Annotated in this window: 17 protein-coding genes; 9 read left to right on the top strand and 8 right to left on the bottom strand. The window is 63.9% G+C overall.

Annotation, left to right across the window (positions count from 1 at the left end; translation table 11 throughout):
• Positions 1 to 31: 31 nt before the first annotated feature.
• Both KSS93_RS22725 and KSS93_RS22720 read right to left on the bottom strand, forming a co-directional pair.
• Positions 32 to 889: a glycine betaine ABC transporter substrate-binding protein gene (locus tag KSS93_RS22725; RefSeq protein ID WP_217886081.1), complete on the bottom strand. Its 858-nt coding sequence runs from the start codon at positions 887 to 889 to the stop codon at positions 32 to 34.
• Between the two features lie 155 nt (positions 890 to 1,044).
• Positions 1,045 to 1,737, bottom strand: coding sequence for a GntR family transcriptional regulator (locus tag KSS93_RS22720; protein ID WP_217886080.1), 693 nt, complete (start codon positions 1,735 to 1,737; stop codon positions 1,045 to 1,047).
• A gap of 418 nt (positions 1,738 to 2,155) precedes the next feature.
• Between KSS93_RS22720 and KSS93_RS22715 the strand changes: the two genes are divergently transcribed.
• The 5 genes from KSS93_RS22715 to KSS93_RS22695 all read left to right on the top strand — a co-directional run bounded on the left by KSS93_RS22715 (position 2,156) and on the right by KSS93_RS22695 (position 8,258).
• Entirely contained in the window at positions 2,156 to 2,878 is a 723-nt protein-coding gene (locus KSS93_RS22715) for a GntR family transcriptional regulator (RefSeq protein WP_217886079.1), read from the top strand.
• 76 nt (positions 2,879 to 2,954) lie between these two features.
• Positions 2,955 to 4,274: an NAD(P)/FAD-dependent oxidoreductase gene (locus KSS93_RS22710; RefSeq protein WP_217886078.1), complete on the top strand. Its 1,320-nt coding sequence runs from the start codon at positions 2,955 to 2,957 to the stop codon at positions 4,272 to 4,274.
• A gap of 186 nt (positions 4,275 to 4,460) precedes the next feature.
• On the top strand, positions 4,461 to 5,789 hold the full coding sequence (locus KSS93_RS22705; protein ID WP_217886077.1) for an MFS transporter: 1,329 nt from the start codon (positions 4,461 to 4,463) through the stop codon (positions 5,787 to 5,789).
• Between the two features lie 71 nt (positions 5,790 to 5,860).
• Positions 5,861 to 6,775 carry a dihydrodipicolinate synthase family protein gene (locus tag KSS93_RS22700; protein ID WP_217886076.1) on the top strand — a complete coding sequence of 305 codons (915 nt, stop codon included), beginning with the start codon at positions 5,861 to 5,863 and terminating at the stop codon, positions 6,773 to 6,775.
• On the top strand, positions 6,768 to 8,258 hold the full coding sequence (locus KSS93_RS22695; protein ID WP_217886075.1) for an aldehyde dehydrogenase: 1,491 nt from the start codon (positions 6,768 to 6,770) through the stop codon (positions 8,256 to 8,258). The genes KSS93_RS22700 and KSS93_RS22695 overlap by 8 nt, the downstream gene beginning before the upstream one ends.
• A 154-nt stretch (positions 8,259 to 8,412) precedes the next feature.
• Here the strand turns inward: KSS93_RS22695 and KSS93_RS22690 are convergent, their stop codons facing one another.
• The gene (locus tag KSS93_RS22690) at positions 8,413 to 8,883 is read right to left on the bottom strand and encodes an RNA methyltransferase (RefSeq protein WP_167059483.1); all 471 of its coding nucleotides are present in this window, start codon (positions 8,881 to 8,883) and stop codon (positions 8,413 to 8,415) included.
• Positions 8,884 to 8,946: 63 nt separating this feature from the next.
• Positions 8,947 to 9,312 (bottom strand): YajD family HNH nuclease, encoded by a 366-nt coding sequence (locus KSS93_RS22685; protein ID WP_217839824.1) that lies wholly within the window; start codon positions 9,310 to 9,312, stop codon positions 8,947 to 8,949.
• 134 nt (positions 9,313 to 9,446) lie between these two features.
• On the opposite strand from KSS93_RS22685, the gene KSS93_RS22680 reads away from it, so the two are divergent.
• A complete protein-coding gene (locus KSS93_RS22680) occupies positions 9,447 to 9,725 on the top strand; it encodes a hypothetical protein (RefSeq protein WP_217886074.1) in 279 nt (92 codons plus the stop codon).
• A gap of 64 nt (positions 9,726 to 9,789) precedes the next feature.
• Here KSS93_RS22680 and KSS93_RS22675 read toward each other — a convergent pair whose 3' ends face one another.
• Together KSS93_RS22675 and KSS93_RS22670 are read right to left on the bottom strand one after the other, a co-directional pair.
• Positions 9,790 to 10,254, bottom strand: a complete 465-nt coding sequence (locus tag KSS93_RS22675; protein WP_217886073.1) for a cyclic nucleotide-binding domain-containing protein — start codon at positions 10,252 to 10,254, stop codon at positions 9,790 to 9,792.
• A 185-nt stretch (positions 10,255 to 10,439) separates the two neighbouring features.
• A complete protein-coding gene (locus tag KSS93_RS22670) occupies positions 10,440 to 12,476 on the bottom strand; it encodes a S9 family peptidase (protein ID WP_217886072.1) in 2,037 nt (678 codons plus the stop codon).
• 212 nt (positions 12,477 to 12,688) lie between these two features.
• Between KSS93_RS22670 and KSS93_RS22665 the strand changes: the two genes are divergently transcribed.
• Genes KSS93_RS22665 through KSS93_RS22655 form a run of 3 tightly spaced genes read left to right on the top strand, consistent with a single transcriptional unit; the run spans position 12,689 to position 14,518 of the window.
• On the top strand, positions 12,689 to 13,198 hold the full coding sequence (locus KSS93_RS22665; protein ID WP_217886071.1) for an MFS transporter: 510 nt from the start codon (positions 12,689 to 12,691) through the stop codon (positions 13,196 to 13,198).
• 15 nt (positions 13,199 to 13,213) lie between these two features.
• Positions 13,214 to 13,996 (top strand): class II glutamine amidotransferase, encoded by a 783-nt coding sequence (locus KSS93_RS22660; RefSeq protein ID WP_217886070.1) that lies wholly within the window; start codon positions 13,214 to 13,216, stop codon positions 13,994 to 13,996.
• Positions 13,997 to 14,518 (top strand): DUF2937 family protein, encoded by a 522-nt coding sequence (locus KSS93_RS22655; RefSeq protein ID WP_217886069.1) that lies wholly within the window; start codon positions 13,997 to 13,999, stop codon positions 14,516 to 14,518. It begins immediately after the preceding gene.
• A gap of 17 nt (positions 14,519 to 14,535) precedes the next feature.
• Here the strand turns inward: KSS93_RS22655 and KSS93_RS22650 are convergent, their stop codons facing one another.
• Both KSS93_RS22650 and KSS93_RS22645 read right to left on the bottom strand, forming a co-directional pair.
• Positions 14,536 to 15,714 (bottom strand): vWA domain-containing protein, encoded by a 1,179-nt coding sequence (locus tag KSS93_RS22650; RefSeq protein WP_217886068.1) that lies wholly within the window; start codon positions 15,712 to 15,714, stop codon positions 14,536 to 14,538.
• 13 nt (positions 15,715 to 15,727) lie between these two features.
• Positions 15,728 to 16,573 carry an AAA family ATPase gene (locus tag KSS93_RS22645; RefSeq protein WP_217886067.1) on the bottom strand — a complete coding sequence of 282 codons (846 nt, stop codon included), beginning with the start codon at positions 16,571 to 16,573 and terminating at the stop codon, positions 15,728 to 15,730.
• Between the last annotated feature and the right edge of the window lie 75 nt (positions 16,574 to 16,648).

Below are 16,648 nucleotides of genomic sequence, written 5' to 3'. Positions count from 1 at the left end.
TTCGGCAGTGGCAAAGGCTGTTACGCCTGAATCAGTACTTCTTCATGCTGGCCCAGCGCTTGAGCAGATCGCCGTGGCTGTCGGTCCAGTCCTTGATCGCCTGGTCCATGGTCTTGCCGTCGTTGACGGCCTGGTTGATGTCACCGATATCCTTGAGTGGCACGTAGACGCTGGCCAGCACTTCGCGGGCCTCGGCGTTGGCTTGGTTTGCGCTGAAGCCTTTCTGGCCGATCCAGTAGTAGGTTTGTGGCGGGGCGAAGATGCCTTTGGGGTCGGCGAGGAACTTGGTGTCGTACTTGATCGCCATCCAGGTCGGCTCCCACAGGGTTACGGCCACCCACTCCTTGCGATCGACCGCAGACTTGAGCGCGGCGGTCATGGCCGCAGTGCTGCCCTCGACCAGGTTGAGCTTGAGGTCGTAGTCCTTCACCGCCTTGGCCGCTTCACCCATCAGCCCCGCACCGGGCTCGATGCCGATGATCTTGCCGCCGAACTTGTCGGCGTTGGCGTTGAGCTGCTCGACCGAATCGATGTTCACGTACTTGGGCACGGCGATGCCTTGGTACAGGCCGTGGGACACCGGGGAGATCTTCTCCAGGCGGTTTCGGTTCTTGTCCCAGTAGTCCTTGGCTACGTAGTTGATTTGCGAGGCGAGGATCTGCACATCGCCCTTGGTCAGCGCCGCGTAGGCGATGCCCCATTCGGAGAAGGTGGTCAGCTCGACCTTGTAGCCGGCGTTTTCCAGGGCCTTCTTGGTGATGCCGCTGATCGGCATGATGTCTTCCCAGGCCATGGTGCCCATCTTGATGACTTTCTCGTCGGCATGGGCCTGACACAGCCCGAGGCCGACCATTGCCAATGCGCACAGCGCCTTGCGGATACGATTCATGTAGTGCTCCTTCGAGGTGTGGAAACGGGCGTTAGCGGCCCTTTGTTGTTGTCGTTGTCGAATTTCACCTGCGCGAATCCGCAGCCGGGCAAGACAGCCCGTCAGGGTTGCGTACTACTCAATCGGTATTGCACCGGGCACTGCCCGGCGAGCCCTCAGCCGCCCTTGATGCTGGCGGCGAGGTCGTCCACCAACCCCTGGGGGGCGATGTACAGTTGCATGTTGCAGCGCGACAGTTCCCAGTGTTCGAACACCAGGTCCACCACCGCGCCTTCGTCGTGGCGGCCGAAGGCTTCGATGAAGCTGTCGTGGTGCGCCACGGCCAAGGCCAGGTCGCGTTCCATCTGGCTGTTGCGCGGGCGGAAAAACGTGTTGCCGATACGCGCATGGTCGATCAGCAGGCGCCCCAGGCTCGGTTCGAGGTAGGGGTTGCCGGACATCTGCCCCATGATTTCGTGAAAGCGGTTGTTCTCCACCACCAGGGCGCGGGCGTCGTGCTCGGCGCTGGCGCGGCGAAAGCGCTCTTGCGTGGCACACAGTTCACGCAACTGGCCGGGCTTGTAGTTGTGCACCGCCAGGCGGCCGATGGCGGCGTACACCATGGGCGCCACCAAAAAAAAATTGCGCAGCGTCGAGTGGTTCATTGGCGCCACCCGGGCTCCGCGGTTTTCCTGGATGTCCAGGTAGCCTTCACCGGCCAGGCGGCGGAACACTTCACGCACCGGGGTACGCGACAGGCCATAGCGCTCGCTCAGGCCCAGCTCGTCGAGCAACTGGTCGGGGTCCAGCTCCATGGTCAGGATCTGGTGCTTCAAGTCTTCGTACAGGTCGTTCTTGCCGCTTCTCATGAACACCCCCGTTGCTCTGGCAGTCGGAGTGATGGCTGTTGCGCAGCAGGTTGGCACGGGATCGGAGGGTGGTCAATCAGGTTGTATTCTTTGTGTATACCTAAAAAATTCAGCCAGAATACCCAGCGACCCAACAGATTCATGGCTTTGCGCTGCTGAACTTGCCTGATCGTGGTACTGAAAATCGTCGCATTCGGACACGAGCCTGTCGTCAGCGGATAAGCGTCGGTTTACCGATATCGTTCCATGGGCGCGGGCACGGTCGCCGCTGTATGTGGTGAAATAGCCGCAGGCTCACAAAGGGCTTTTGCCCGTCTGAAACCGCTCATCGAAAAAGCTGTAGACACATTGTCTAACGCTCACCTATAGTCATTATACAAACAGTAGACACAAGCCAATGACAACTAAAAAGGCCGCCATGAAAGCCACTGCTGATGTCCACCCACTGACCGGTGATGCGCCGCTCGACCGCAAGGGCGTGCTCGCCGACGCGTTGCGCCGGCGCATCCTGAGCATGGAGCTGGCACCGGGCGCAGTGGTAGATGAACTGGCGCTTTGCGAAGAGTTCGGCCTGTCGCGGCCGCCGGTGCGCGAGCTGCTGCGCCAGATCGCCGCCGAAGGCTACATCGAGCTGGAAACCAACCGCGCACCCCGGGTTGCGGCGATGAACCACGACTCGCTGCACAGCTTCTTTCTGGCAGCGCCCCTGCTGTACGTGGCCACCACACAGCTGGCGGCAACCTACGCCACGGCTGCCGAAATCAAGGTGTTGAAGGCGATCCAGGAGCAGTTCCGCCAGGCCATCGTCGAGCGCGACGTGGAAAACCGGGTGATCTACAACGACGCCTTCCACCTGGAAATCGGCAAGATGGCGCACAACGAATACCTGATGCCAAGCCTGCGCCGGGTGCTGATCGACCACACCCGCCTGGGCACCATTTTCTACCGTCACCCGACCACCACCGACATGCAGGCCGACCTTGAGCTGGCCTGCCTGCAACACGACCAGATGATCGAGGCGATCGAACGCCGCGACCCGGAAACCGCCGGGCGCCTGGTGCGTGAACACATGGAGCTGTCGCGCCGGCGCATGGCCGAGTACGCAGCGCCGCAGGGTATGGATGTGGCTTTGAACCTGTAGCACCGACGCTCTCCACCGCCCCTTGCTGCAAGGGGCAGGTGAGGAACAGACCTAACAACAATATCTGGTTCCTGAAATGACGAAGATCACCTCGTTGCCCGCCGATGACAGCACCTGCGGCTGGTACCACCTGAGCAAAGACCGGCGCATCCAACCTGCGCACAGCGGCCACAGCCACGCCCGCTGGGTGGTGGTCGGCGCCGGCTTCACCGGCCTGGCCGCTGCACGCCAGCTGGCCGAGCACTTCCCGGACGAGCAGATCGTGCTGCTCGAGGCCCAGGAAGTGGGCTTCGGCTCTTCAGGTCGCAACGCGGGCTTTGCCATCGACTTGCCCCACGATATTGGCGCCGACGACTACATCGGCGATATCGGCATCGCCAAGACCGTGCTCGAGCTCAACCTGAGCGGCCAGAACTACCTTAAAGAGCTGGTCGAGCGCTATGGCATCGACTGCCAGATGAAACACTGCGGCAAGTACCAGGCCGCCGTGGAACCGCGCGGCATCGCCGTGCTCGACGCCTACCGCCGCGGCCTCGACAAGCTCGGCCAGCCCTGGCAGATGATCGAGCAGAACGAGCTGCCCGAGCACATCGGTACGCACTTCTACCGCAAGGCCCTGTTCACCCCCGGCACCTCTTTGATCCAGCCTGCGGCGCTGGTCAAGGGCCTGGCCGACAGCCTGCCGGCCAACGTCACCCTGTACGAGAACACCCCGATCCTTGAGGTGGAGTACGGCGCCAAGACCGTGCTCAAGCACGCCAACGGCTCGATAACCGCCGACAAGCTGCTGCTGACCACCAACGCCTTCGGCATGAGCTTTGGCTTTCTCAAGGGCCGCATGCTGCCGGTGTTCACCTACGCAAGCCTGACCCGGCCGATGAACGCCGAGGAGCAGGCGCGCCTGGGCGGCAAGCCTTACTGGGGGCTGATTCCGGCCGACCCGTTCGGCACCACGGTGCGGCGCACCCCGGACAACCGCCTGCTGGTGCGCAACAGTTTCAGCTTCAACCCCGACGGGCGCGCCCAGAGCAAATACCTGCAGCGCTTTGCCCCACGCCACCGCGACTCGTTCGAACGGCGCTTCCCGATGCTCTCGGGCATGCCGTTCGAATACACCTGGGGCGGGGCGCTGGCGATGTCGCGCAACCACCTGGGGTACTTCGGGCAGCTGGCGCCGAACGTATACGGCGCCTTGTGCTGCAACGGCCTGGGGGTGACCCGCGGTACCGCCACCGGCAAGTTGCTGGCCGACTGGCTGGCCGGTGAAAAGAACGAGCTGATCGACTTTGTGCTGAACTCGCCGGGGCCGTGCGCCAACCCGCCGGCAGCGTTGACCTCACTGGGTTTGAACTTCAACTTGAAATGGGGCCAGTTCCGCGCCGGCAAAGAAAGTTAATTAAAGCAAGGCAGTAAAGTTAAGGAAGTACCGGCTGGGTATTGATTACCCGGCGCAAGCGTTCTATTGCGTGCTGTTTCTGTTTGAAGGGCAACTTCGAACTTCACGGGGCTGAAAGGCTATTTCGGCGTCGCGGGTTCGTTCGCCCTGAAAACAGGCTGCGTTTGATGTCGGCTGGAGAAAACAATGACAAACACCCCTGTATCAATCGAAGATGTTCCGCTTAACCGCTTTCACCAATTTCTGACTATCCGTTCGGGCGGTGGCTCGTTTGTCGACGGTTATGTACTAAGCATCATCGGCGTGGCCATGGTGCAGATGGCCGCAGGCCTGTCCCTGAGCAGCTTCTGGCAGGGCATGATCGCAGCCTCGGCACTGATCGGGATTTTCTTCGGGGGCTTTTTCGGTGGCTGGCTGACTGACCGCTTCGGCCGCAAGCGCGTGTTCTTCGTCGGCCCGACCCTGTTCATCCTCGCCTCCCTGGCCCAGTTGTGGGTGGAGTCGGCGCTGGCGCTGTTCCTGCTGCGCTTTGTCATCGGCATTGCCGTGGGCATCGAGTACCCGGTGGCCACCTCGCTGCTGGTGGAATTCCTGCCCAAGAAGAACCGCGGCCCGCGCCTGGCCACCCTGACCGTGCTGTGGTTTGCCGGCGCCGCCACGGCCTACGTGGTGGGCGAGGCGCTGCTGCGCCAGGGCGGTGACGATGCCTGGCGCCTGGTGCTGGCCAGCGCTGCGGTGATCGGTGCGATTTTGTTCATCATCCGCCTGGGCACCCCGGAGTCGCCGCGCTGGTTGCTCAGCAAGGGCCGCAGCCAGGAAGCCGAGCAGGTGATCAAGGTGGTGTACGGCAACGATTTCTCGCTGCGCAACCTGCCCGAAGAGCCCAAGACCCGCAAGCTGTCGTTCTTGAGCCTGCTGCACGCCGGCTATGGCAAGCGCATGCTGTTCGTCACCATGTTCTGGACCTGCTCGGTGATCCCGGTGTTCGCCGTGTACGCCTTCGCACCCAAGGTGCTGGGCGCGCTCAACCTCAAGGGCGACTGGGCCTCCATCGGCTCGGTGGCGATCACCTTCCTGTTCGTGGTCGGCTGCATCATCGGCACCCGCCTTCTGAACACCCTCGGGCGGCGCACCACGCTGCTGCACAGCTTCTTCTGGTCGGGCCTGGCCCTGCTGGGTTTGGGCGCGTTCAGCAATGGCGCCGAAATGCTCATCCTGGTGCTGTTCGGTGCCTACGCGCTGTTCATCGGCGGCGCCCAAGTGCTGCAACTGGTCTACCCCAACGAACTGTTCCCCACCGAAATCCGCGCCTGCGCGGTGGGTGTGGGCACCTCGATGTCGCGCATCGGCGCGGCGGTGGGCACCTGGCTTGTGCCCATGGCGCTGGATAGCTACGGCATTGGCACCACCATGTACGCCGCGGCGGTGGTGACGTTCGTCGGTTTGGCGTTCTCCCTTGCCCTGGCGCCGGAAACCCGCGCGCTGAACCTGCAACAAGCTGCTTCGCTGAATTGAACCACCCTTGCCGGGGTGGCCCCGGCAAATTCCGAAAACGAACAACTGCACAAGAAACAACGGAGACCCCCATGAAATTCGACGGCATCTACACCCCGGCAATCACCCCCCTGGCCGCTGACGGCTCGATCGACAAGGCGGCCTTCGCCGAGGTGCTCGAGTACCTGGTGGAATCGAAGATCCACGGTGTGATCATCGGTGGCTCCACCGGCGAGTACTACGCCCACACCACCCAGGAGCGCATCGAACTGGCCGCCCAGGCCAAGGACGTGCTGAACGGCCGCCTGCCACTGATCGTCGGCACCGGTGGCATTCGCACCGAAGACGCCGTGGCCTTCGCCAGCCACGCCAAGGAAATCAAGGCCGACGCACTGCTGGTGGGCACCCCGCCATACGCCCTGCCGACCCAGCAGGAAATCGCCCTGCACGTCAAAGCAGTCGACGCCGCTGCCGGCCTGCCGATCATGCTCTACAACTACCCGGGCCGCATGAGCGTGAGCATGGGCGAGGAGTTTTTCGACGCCGTGGCCGACGTGAAGAACATCGTCGCCATCAAGGAGAGCTCCGGCGACATGGCCCAGCTGCACCGCCTGGCCATCAAGCGCCCGAACATCCAGCTGTCCTGCGGCTGGGACGACCAGGCCCTGGAATTCTTCGCCTGGGGCGCGCAGAGCTGGGTGTGCGCCGGCTCCAACTTCATCCCGCGCGAACACGTAGCCCTGTATGAGGCCTGCGTGCTGGAGAAGAACTTCGACAAGGGCCGCAAGATCATGGCCGCGATGATGCCGCTGATGGACTTCCTCGAAGGTGGCAAGTTCGTCCAGGCAATCAAGAACGGCGTGGCCCTCAACGGCCTGAAGACCGGCGGCGTGCGCAAGCCGCTGTACGACTTAGACGCCTGCGAGAAAGAAGAACTCAAGCGCGTGGTCAGCGAACTCAAGGCCACCGTCGCACAGATCAAACAAGGAGCCTGCAGACATGGCTGATTTGCTGAGCAAGGAACAATACGCGGCCATCGCCGCCGGCCTGCAACTGCGCACCAAGGCGTTCATCGACGGTGAATTTTGCGATGCCATTTCGGGCAAGACCTTCGTCACCACCAACCCGGCCACCGGCGAAAAGCTCGCTGAAATCGCCGCCTGTGACGTCAACGACGTCAACGTGGCCGTGGCTGCAGCCAAGCGCGTGTTCGAAGAAGGCAGCTGGTCGAAGATGCAGCCGACCGACCGCAAGCACGTGCTGCAGAAGTTCGCCCAACTGCTCGAAGACAACGCCCACGAACTGGCGGTACTGGAAGCGCTGGACAGCGGCAAGCCGGTCAGCGAGTGCCAGAACGTCGACGTGCCGGAAACCATCCACACCATCCGCTGGCACGCCGAGCTGATCGACAAGATCTACGACGCTACCGCCCCGACCGGCAACGCTGCCGTGACCATGGTGGTGCGTGAAGCCATCGGCGTGGTTGGCCTGGTGCTGCCGTGGAACTTCCCGCTGCTGATGCTGGCCTGGAAGATCGCCCCGTCGCTGGCCGCCGGTTGCTCGATCGTGGTCAAGCCGGCCAAGGAAACCACCTTGAGCGCCCTGCGCGTTGTGGAGCTGGCGCACCAGGCCGGCATTGCGCCTGGGGTGTTCAACCTGGTGCCTGGCGGTGGCCGTGAAGTGGGCGAGGCCATCGGCCGCCACATGGACATCCCGATGGTCAGCTTCACCGGCTCCACCGACACCGGCCGCCTGTTCCTGAAATACGCCGCCGAGTCCAACCTCAAGCGCATCGTCCTGGAGCTGGGTGGCAAGAACCCGGCCGTGGTCATGAACGACTGCGAGGACCTGAACGAAGTCGCCGAGTTCGTCACTGCCGGTGCGTTCTGGAACATGGGCGAGAACTGCTCGGCGTCCTCGCGCCTGATCGTGCACAAGGATGTGAAGGACGAGCTGCTGGGCCTGATGGCCAAGCACCTCAAGGACTGGAAACTGGGCGACCCGATGGACCCGGACAACCGCCTGGGCGCGATGGTCAGCAAGGCGCACTTCGAGAAGGTCAAGTCGTACCTGGACTACGCCGCCGAGCACAAGCTCAACGTGGTGCAGGGCGGCCAGACCGAAGAAGGCCTGCGCGTGCAGCCGACCATCGTCGATGGCGTCACCCGCGACAACAAGCTGTTCTTCGAAGAGATCTTCGGGCCGATCCTGAGTGTGACCACGTTCGAGACCATCGATGAGGCCATTGAGCTGGCCAACGACACCGTCTATGGCCTGGCGGCTTCGGCCTACACCGGCAGCCTGCGCAATGCGCTGCGTTTGTCGCGTGAGATACGTGCCGGTGTGGTGACGGTCAACTGCTTCGGCGAGGGGGATGTGAGCACGCCGTTCGGTGGCTACAAGGAGTCTGGCTTTGGTGGGCGTGACAAGTCGATCTGGGCCCACGACCAGTACACGGAGCTGAAGACTATCTGGATCAACGCTTCGTGATCTGAGCAGTCAGGTGCTGTTCTGACACCTGGCTGCATTTGTGTTGCCTGTACCGGCCTCTTCGCGGGCAAGCCCGCTCCCACAGGTATTGCACTTCCTGTGGGAGCGGGCTTGCCCGCGAAGAGGCCGGTACAGGCGGCGCTAAAGCGGCGTTTTACTTGAACTTGGGCCCCGAGCGGGTATTGAGCCCCTTGGCCATGCGGTCATACAGCACCACATTCACCGTCGCGGCCAGGTTCATGCAGCCCTGGGTCGGGATGTAGATGGTCTCTTCGCACCACCCCCGCACCTCTTCGCTCAGCGAGCCATCCTCTGGCCCGAAGATATAGATCGCCCGGTCCGGGTGGGTGTATTCCGGCAGCGGCCGTGCGCCGTCCACCAGCTCTACCGCCACCGGCGTGCAACCCAGCGGGATGATGCGCTGCAAGTCGTCGATGCCGATCAGCGGGATGTCGTAGTGCACGCGCTTGGTGTCGGTGACGAAGTCACGGGCACGCTCGTAGCGCTTGCCGGTGTAGAACACCGAATTGACCCCATAGCAGCCCGCCGCCCGCATCACCGAGCCTACGTTTTCGGCAGATTTGGGGTTGAACAGGCCGATGCAGCTGTACCGTTTGTTCGCCACGAGTCGGGGCCCTTCGCAAAAAAGAGCGCGATTATACGGGCTTGCCGACCCCGGGGGCGACCGTCAGTCCTTCTTCAGCAGCGCGCCCAGCCCGGCGAACGGGTTGTGCGTGGCGATGTTGGTCTTGGGCGTGCTCAGCGAGCCTTCGCCGAAGTACTGCTGGTCGGTGTAGCGCGAGTGTTCGTTGTCGTGGCAGTACAGGCACAGAAGCTCCCAGTTGGAGCCATCCTGTGGGTTGTTGTCGTGGTTGTGGTCACGGTGGTGCACAGTCAGCTCCGACAGGCGCTTACCGGAGAACTCGCGGGCGCAGCGGCCGCACACGTGGGGGTACATTTTCAGCGCCTTGTCGCGGTAGCCCATTTCCTTGTCGCGCTTGGCGTCGGCGAGGATGCGGTCGAGGCGGGCGGTGGCGGCGGAGGGGGAGCTCATGGTGTTACCTTTTCGATTATCAGGCTTGAATGACGGTTATGCCCTTGAGTCTAGCGCGCCAGTGGCGTGGACGGACAGGCGAAAACGCCGGAGTGGGCATAGCCTGTAACCAGGTTCCCGACAGGAGGCTGCCGATGTTGCCTGCAATCCTCACCGCGTTGCTGCTGGCGGCTGCGCCCATGGCCCAGGCCGCCGGCCAGCAGGCCCGGCCGCTCAGCCCCGCGCCCGGCGCCCCGGGTACGCCAACGCCCACGCCATACCCGCAGATCACCCCCAGCACGCCGCCCAAGGCCGGCGCCGGCCAGCCAGGGGCGCCGCTGTTGCCGCCGATGCCTGTGCCCGGGCCGCCGAAGGACCAGCCGTTGCCGGGGTTGCAGCCGGAGCCGCCCAAGCCTTCTTCGTCGAATAGGTGACTGTGCCGCGCTTGCTGGCAAAAATCACAATTAACGGATGTACGCGGTAGCGTGGGAGCGGGCTTTACGCCAGGCGTTGGCCGTCCTGCATGCGCAAGCGCTTCGACAGCGTCACCGCCAGCGCGCGGATGATCCGCGCGGCGATGCGCGGTGCTTCGTTGAGCATCTTGTCCAGCGAGTCCTTGCCCAAGGTCAGCAACTGACACTGGCTGGCGGCCACGCAGGTGGCCGAGCGCCGCTCGCCGTCGAGCACAGCCATTTCACCGAACGCCCGGCCGCTGCGCAGGGTGGCGACTTCGCCTTGCGCGCCATGGCCGTCGGTCTTGCGTACCGACACCACGCCGTGGTGCAGGATGCACATGAAGGTGCCGGCATCGCCTTCGCTGAAGATGGTTTGGCCGTCGTCGATGGTGCTCAGGCTGAAATAGCCGGCGGCGGTGAGAAAGTCGCCGGGCTGGAGGGTGTCGAACAGGCCGCAGTCCATGAGCATGTCGCGGATCTCGGCGTGCAGGTGCAGTTCTTCGGGCATGGGTTGTTCTTCTTCGAATGTCTGGAAAGCGCTGCGGGCCTCTGTGGGAGCGGGCTTGCCCGCGAATACGTCAGCAGGAGCAACCTGGTTGCCTGCTCTGGCGCATTCGCGGGCAAGCCCGCTCCCACAGGGACTGCGTCACCTCGGATCGGGTGACCGAACTCTATGACAACGAAAAACCCGTTTTACACAACGCCCAGCTCATTGAAGACGAACGCGTACTCCAGCGCCACGTCGCGCAGCCCCTGGTAGCGCCCGCTCATGCCACCGTGGCCGGCGCCCATCTCGGTCTTGAGCAGCAGCAGGTGGTTGTCGGTCTTCAGGGTGCGCAGGCGCGCCACCCACTTGGCCGCTTCCCAGTACTGCACGCGGCTGTCGTTGTAGCCGGCGATCACCAGCATGGCCGGGTAGGGCTGGGCCTTGACGTTCTCGTACGGGGCGTAGGCCTTGATTCGCGCGTACACCTTGGGCTCCTCGGGGTTGCCCCATTCGTCGTACTCGGTGACGGTCAGCGGCAGCTCGGGGTCGAGCATGGTGTTGAGCACATCGACGAACGGCACCTCGGCGATGGCGCAGCGGAACAGTTCGGGGCGCAGGTTGAGTACCGCGCCCATCAGCAGGCCGCCGGCGCTGCCGCCGCTGATGGCCAGGTGTTCGCTGTCGGTGACGCCGCTGGCAATCAAATGCTCGGCGCAGGCGATGAAGTCGTCGAAGCTGTTGTGCTTGTGCTCCTGCTTGCCGGCCCGGTACCAGGCTTCGCCCAGCTCGCCGCCGCCGCGCACGTGGGCGATGGCGAAGGCCACGCCGCGCTGCAGCAGGCTCAGGCGGGCGTGGGAGAACCACGGGTCGAGGCTCTCGCCGTAGGCGCCATAACCGTACAGGTAGAGCGGTACGCGCTTGCCCAGGTCGCTGCGGCGGCGCACTAGGCTGATCGGCACCCGGGTGCCGTCCTTGGCCTGTGCCCACAGGCGTTCGCTAACGTAGTCGTCGGCATCGAAGGCGCCGAGCACCGGGGTTTGCTTGAGCACCTGCTGCGCGCCCGTGGCCAGTTCCAGCTGGCGCACCTGGGCCGGGCGGTTGAGCGCCTCGTAGCGCAGGCGGATGCGCGTGCTGGCGAACTCCAGGCTGTCCTGCACGTACAAGCTGTAGGCGGCGTCGGGCAACTCGACCCGGTAGGGCGCCAGGCCCTCGGGGCGTACCTCGATGATCGGCAGGCCGCCTTCGCGCAGGCTCAGGGTCAGGCCCGAGGCGTTCAGGCTCAGGCCTTCGAGCATCACATCATCGCGGTGCGCCACCAGCTCTTGCCAGTCGTCGCGGGCCGGTACCGCATCGGCGGGGGCGTGATACAGGGCGAAGTTGATGCCTTGCTGGTTGCTGCGGATGAACCAGCGCCACTGGCCGTCGAGCTGGCCGTGGTCGGGGAAGTATTCATGGCCTTCGACCCGCGGTGCCAGGCAGGTAAAGGCGGCCTGCGGGGTGGCGGCATCGAGCACCCAGGCTTCGCTGGTGGTCTTGCTGTTGAGCAACAGCACCAGTTGGCGTTCGGAGCTTGCGCGGTAGCAGTGCAGGAAGAAGCGCCCGTCGGGCTCTTCGAACACGGTGCTGGCGCCGCTTTCGCCAAGGGTATGGCGGCGCAGGCGCCAGGAGCGATGGGTGTCGTCCAGCTCGGCGAAGAACAGTGTCTGGTTGTCGTTGGCCCAGGTCATGCTGCCGTCGCAGTCGTCGAAGGGCAGGGTGGTCAGGGCGCCGCTGGCCAGGTCCTTGACGTACAGGGTGTAGACCTCGTCGCCGCTGGTGTCGAGGCTGTAGGCCAGCAGGCGATGGTCGGGGCTTATGTTGAACGCGCCCAGCGAAAGGAAGCCGCCGTTGGCCAGGGCGTTCGGGTCGAGCAGCAGCTCTTCGCGGCTTTGGTCGACGCTGTTGCTGTCGTCGGCCGGGCGCAGGCAGCGGTAGTGGCGCGGGTATTCGTCGCCGGCGGTGGTGCGGGTGTAGTACAGGTACGGGCCCCAGGGCGAGGGCAGCGACAGGTCGGTTTCGAGGATGCGGCCCTTGATCTCTTCGAACAGTTGTTCGCGCAAGGGCGACTGGCCGGCCAGGCAGGCTTGCTGGTAGGCGTTTTCCTGTTCCAGGTAGGCCAGCACTTCGGGGGTGTCGCGTTGTTGCAGCCAGGCGTAGGGGTCGTTGCCGGGGGCCTGGTGGGCGAGGGGGGGCTTGATGGGCATTCGCTGTCTCATGATTGGGGGCAGCCTGTGCCGGCCTCATCGCGGGCAAGCCCGCTCCTACAGGGCTTCAGTGCCATCGAGGCCTGTGCAATCCTGTGGGAGCGGGCTTGCCCGCGAATGGGGCCGGCGCGGTCCTGAATGGGTATAGGGGGCGCCTGCGCCGGTAAAAGTGTTTATCATAGGCACCTCTTTGCCTGGCTTGCACGAACACCATGACCGAACACGACTATCTGTTGGCCTGGGGCCTCTACGCCGTCGCCGCCCTGGGTTGCCTGCTGGTGGCCTTCAAGTTCACCGGCTGGATGTGGCGCTGGCTGCGCGAGCCGCTGCGGGTGATCGTCGCCGTGCTGCTGCTTAGCCCGACCATCGTCGACCCGGTCAAGGAAAGCTTCGCCCCGGCCATCGCCATCACCGCGTTGGACGTTGCGTTCAAGGTGGGCAACAACGCCTGGCGCGCTGCCTCCGACCTTGCCATGTACGGTATGTTCGCCTTTGCCCTGTACATCGTCTTCGTGCTGATTCGCTGGCCGCTGGAAAAACGCGCCCGCGAGCGCCGCGCACAACGTGACGCCGCCGCCAAGCGCCAGGCCGAGGAAGACGACGAAGTGATGGTCGAAGCCCCGGTGGCCGCTGCGCGCCAGGACCGCTACCGCGAAGAACCTGCTGCCGAGCCGGTACGCCGCAGCGGCCCCGGCCAGGGCCGGGTCGAACCCCGTCTGTAACCCGGAGCCGCGAACATGTGCGAACTGCTGGGCATGAGTGCCAACGTCCCCACCGACATCGTCTTCAGCTTCACAGGCCTCATGCAGCGCGGTGGCCGCACCGGCCCGCACCGCGACGGCTGGGGCATCGGTTTCTATGAAGGGCGCGGCCTGCGCCTGTTCCAGGACCCGGCCGCGAGCAGCGAGTCGGAGGTGGCCAACCTGGTGCAGCGTTACCCGATCAAGAGCGAAGTGGTCATCGGGCATATTCGCCAGGCCAACGTCGGCAAGGTCTGCCTGTCCAACACCCACCCGTTCGTGCGCGAGCTGTGGGGCCGCAACTGGTGCTTTGCGCACAACGGCCAGCTGGGCGAGTTCAGCGGCCTGCGTACCTTCTACCGGCCGATTGGCGACACCGACAGCGAAGCGGCGTTTTGCGACTTGCTCAACCGCATTCGTGAAGCCTTCCCCGAGCCTGTCGAGGCCGAGCAACTGCTGCCGGTGCTGGTCGAGGCCTGCGCCGAATACCGTGGCAAGGGTGTGTTCAACTGCCTGCTCAGCGACGGCGACTGGCTGTTCTGCTTCTGCTCGACCAAGCTGGTGCACATTACCCGCCGCGCGCCGTTTGGTGCGGCGCGGCTCAAGGATGTCGACCTGATCGTCGACTTTCACACGCAAACCACCCCCAACGACGTGGTCACGGTGATCGCCACCGAGGCGTTGACCGAAAACGAGACCTGGAACCGCTACGAGCCCGGCCAATGGGCGCTGTGGCGCCATGGCGAGTGCGTCGCCCACGGGCAAAGCCAAGGACGCTGAATGTTCAGAAGTTACCTGCGGTTGCTGTTGTTCACCTTCGGTCTGTTGGCCGGTATTCAGGTGCCCGGGCTGGTCAATGACTACAGCCAGCGGGTCGAGGCGCATTTGCTTGAATCGCGCCAGGCGCTCGATGGTTTCAAGCAGACTGCCCAGCGCTTCTTCAACGGCGACCTGCAGGCGCTGGTGCGGCATTACCGCAGCAGTGACGACCCGGTGTTCAACAGCGATGCCAACAGCATCGACAGCCTGCTGATCCGCAACCAGCTGCTGGAGCACGAGTGGCAGGCGCTGCAAGGCTCGTGGTTTGGTCGCACCTGGCATGTGCTGGTGCAACCGGAGCCGGCGCTGCGCGAGGAGACGCTCAAGGGCTACAGCTACCAGGTGCTGCTGGTGCCCGAGGCGATCGGCTGGGGCGTGGGTGCGGGCTTCGTGCTGGCATTTGTGGTCGAAAGCCTGTTGCTGGTGATTGGCTGGGGGGGGCTGGGCGGGCGGCGCAAGGCCGTCAAAGAGAGCTGGCGCTAAGAGCATCGCCGGCCTGCCTACTTGGACAGATACCTCATGCCGTCCTCCAGCCCCTGTAAGGTCAGCGGGAACATCCGGTCCTCGATCAACTCGCGCACCAGGTGGGTGGAGGCGGTGTAGTCCCAGGTTTGCCGCGGGTACGGGTTGATCCAGATGATCTTCTTGAATTTCTCCATGAAGCGTTGCATCCACACATAGCCCGCTTCTTCGTTCCAGTGCTCGACGCTGCCTCCCGGCTGGGTGATCTCGTAGGGCGCCATGGCGGCGTCGCCGACGAATACCACCTTGTAGTCATCGCCGTACTTGTGCAGCAAGTCGAAGGTGGAGAAGCGCTCCGAGGTGCGGCGCAGGTTGTTCTTCCACACCGACTCGTAGATGAAATTGTGGAAGTAGTAGTACTCCAGGTGCTTGAACTCGGTCTTGCAGGCCGAGAACAGCTCCTCGCACACCTTCACGTGGGCGTCCATCGAGCCGCCGATGTCGAACAGCAACAGCAGCTTCACCGTGTTGCGCCGCTCGGGGCGCATCTGGATGTTCAGCAAGCCTGCGTCACGCGCGGTGTGGTCGATGGTACCGTCGATGTCCAGCTCTTCGGCGGCGCCTTCGCGGGCGAACTTGCGTAGCCGGCGCAGGGCCAGCTTGATGTTGCGTGTGCCCAGCTCGACCTGGTCGTCAAGGTTCTTGTACTCGCGCTGGTCCCACACCTTCACAGCCTTGCCCTGGCGCTTGCCGGCCTCGCCCACGCGGATGCCCTCGGGGTTGAAGCCGCCGGAGCCGAACGGGCTGGTGCCGCCAGTGCCGATCCACTTGTTGCCGCCGGCGTGGCGTTCCTTTTGCTCTTCGAGGCGCTTCTTGAACTCCTCGATGAGCTTGTCCAGGCCGCCCAGGGACTGGATCTGCGCGCATTCTTCGTCGCTGAGGGAGCGTTCGAACTCCTTGCGCAGCCATTCGTCGGGGATCAGCGCCTCGATATGCCGGTCGAGGTTCTCAAGGCCCTTGAAGTAGGCGGCAAAGGCCCGGTCGAACTTGTCGAAGTGGCGTTCGTCCTTCACCAGGATGGCCCGGGCGAGGTAGTAGAACTCGTCCATGTCGGCAAACACCACGCGCTTTTGCAGGGCGTGGTGCAGGTCGAGCAGCTCGCGCACCGACACCGGCACCTTGGCTGCGCGCATTTCATTGAACAGGTTGAGCAGCATGGCCCGGCTCCTGTCAGCGGTTACCGCGCCGGCTCATGAAGGCCAGGCGCTCGAGCAACTGCACGTCCTGTTCGTTCTTCACCAGGGCGCCGGCCAGCGGCGGGATGGCCTTGGTCGGGTCGCGTTCACGCAGCACCGCCTCGCCAATGTTGTCGGCCATCAGCAGTTTCAGCCAGTCGACCAGCTCGGAGGTGGAGGGCTTTTTCTTCAGGCCTGGCACCTTGCGCACGTCAAAGAACACGTCCAGCGCCTCGCTGACCAGCGACTGGCTGATGTTGGGGTAGTGCACGTCGACGATCTGCTGCAGGGTGTTGCGGTCGGGGAAGGCGATGTAGTGGAAGAAGCAGCGGCGCAGGAAGGCGTCGGGCAGCTCTTTTTCGTTGTTGGAGGTGATGATGATGATCGGGCGCTGTTTGGCCTTGATGGTCTCGTCGATCTCGTAAACGTAGAACTCCATCTTGTCGAGTTCCTGCAACAGGTCGTTGGGGAACTCGATGTCGGCCTTGTCGATTTCATCGATCAACAGGATCACCCGTTCATCGGCCTCGAAGGCCTCCCACAGCTTGCCCTTCTTCAGGTAGTTGCGCACGTCGTGGACCTTGTCCACGCCCAACTGCGAGTCGCGCAGGCGGCTGACCGCGTCGTACTCGTACAGGCCCTGGTGGGCCTTGGTGGTGGACTTGATGTGCCAGGTGATCAGGCGCGCGCCGAAGGAGGCGGCCAGCTGTTCGGCAAGCATGGTCTTGCCGGTGCCCGGCTCGCCCTTGACCAGTAGCGGGCGTTCCAGGGTGATGGCCGCGTTCACCGCCAGTTTCAGGTCGTCTGTGGCGACGTAGTCGCGGGTGCCTTCGAACTTCATGAAGCGATCCTCAGAGGTAGGCCTGTGCGGGCCCTTTCGCGGGTAAACCCGCTCCCACAGGTATTGCGCCGCTTC

This window comes from Pseudomonas xanthosomatis (genome assembly GCF_019139835.1).
GTDB classification, from domain to species: Bacteria; Pseudomonadota; Gammaproteobacteria; order Pseudomonadales; family Pseudomonadaceae; genus Aquipseudomonas; species Aquipseudomonas fakonensis.
The sequence above is the reverse complement of the archived record's forward strand: the minus strand, read 5'-3'. Positions and strand labels throughout refer to the sequence as shown.

Bases quoted from the DNA above. Each gene is read 5' to 3' on its own strand.
- KSS93_RS22725 (WP_217886081.1), bottom strand. From the start codon at position 889: ATGAATCGTATCCGCAAGGCGCTGTGCGCATTGGCAATGGTCGGCCTC.
- KSS93_RS22720 (WP_217886080.1), bottom strand. From the start codon at position 1,737: ATGAGAAGCGGCAAGAACGACCTGTACGAAGACTTGAAGCACCAGATC.
- KSS93_RS22715 (WP_217886079.1), top strand. From the start codon at position 2,156: ATGAAAGCCACTGCTGATGTCCACCCACTGACCGGTGATGCGCCGCTC.
- KSS93_RS22710 (WP_217886078.1), top strand. From the start codon at position 2,955: ATGACGAAGATCACCTCGTTGCCCGCCGATGACAGCACCTGCGGCTGG.
- KSS93_RS22705 (WP_217886077.1), top strand. From the start codon at position 4,461: ATGACAAACACCCCTGTATCAATCGAAGATGTTCCGCTTAACCGCTTT.
- KSS93_RS22700 (WP_217886076.1), top strand. From the start codon at position 5,861: ATGAAATTCGACGGCATCTACACCCCGGCAATCACCCCCCTGGCCGCT.
- KSS93_RS22695 (WP_217886075.1), top strand. From the start codon at position 6,768: ATGGCTGATTTGCTGAGCAAGGAACAATACGCGGCCATCGCCGCCGGC.
- KSS93_RS22685 (WP_217839824.1), bottom strand. From the start codon at position 9,312: ATGAGCTCCCCCTCCGCCGCCACCGCCCGCCTCGACCGCATCCTCGCC.
- KSS93_RS22680 (WP_217886074.1), top strand. From the start codon at position 9,447: ATGTTGCCTGCAATCCTCACCGCGTTGCTGCTGGCGGCTGCGCCCATG.
- KSS93_RS22675 (WP_217886073.1), bottom strand. From the start codon at position 10,254: ATGCCCGAAGAACTGCACCTGCACGCCGAGATCCGCGACATGCTCATG.
- KSS93_RS22670 (WP_217886072.1), bottom strand. From the start codon at position 12,476: ATGCCCATCAAGCCCCCCCTCGCCCACCAGGCCCCCGGCAACGACCCC.
- KSS93_RS22665 (WP_217886071.1), top strand. From the start codon at position 12,689: ATGACCGAACACGACTATCTGTTGGCCTGGGGCCTCTACGCCGTCGCC.
- KSS93_RS22660 (WP_217886070.1), top strand. From the start codon at position 13,214: ATGTGCGAACTGCTGGGCATGAGTGCCAACGTCCCCACCGACATCGTC.
- KSS93_RS22655 (WP_217886069.1), top strand. From the start codon at position 13,997: ATGTTCAGAAGTTACCTGCGGTTGCTGTTGTTCACCTTCGGTCTGTTG.
- KSS93_RS22650 (WP_217886068.1), bottom strand. From the start codon at position 15,714: ATGCTGCTCAACCTGTTCAATGAAATGCGCGCAGCCAAGGTGCCGGTG.
- KSS93_RS22645 (WP_217886067.1), bottom strand. From the start codon at position 16,573: ATGAAGTTCGAAGGCACCCGCGACTACGTCGCCACAGACGACCTGAAA.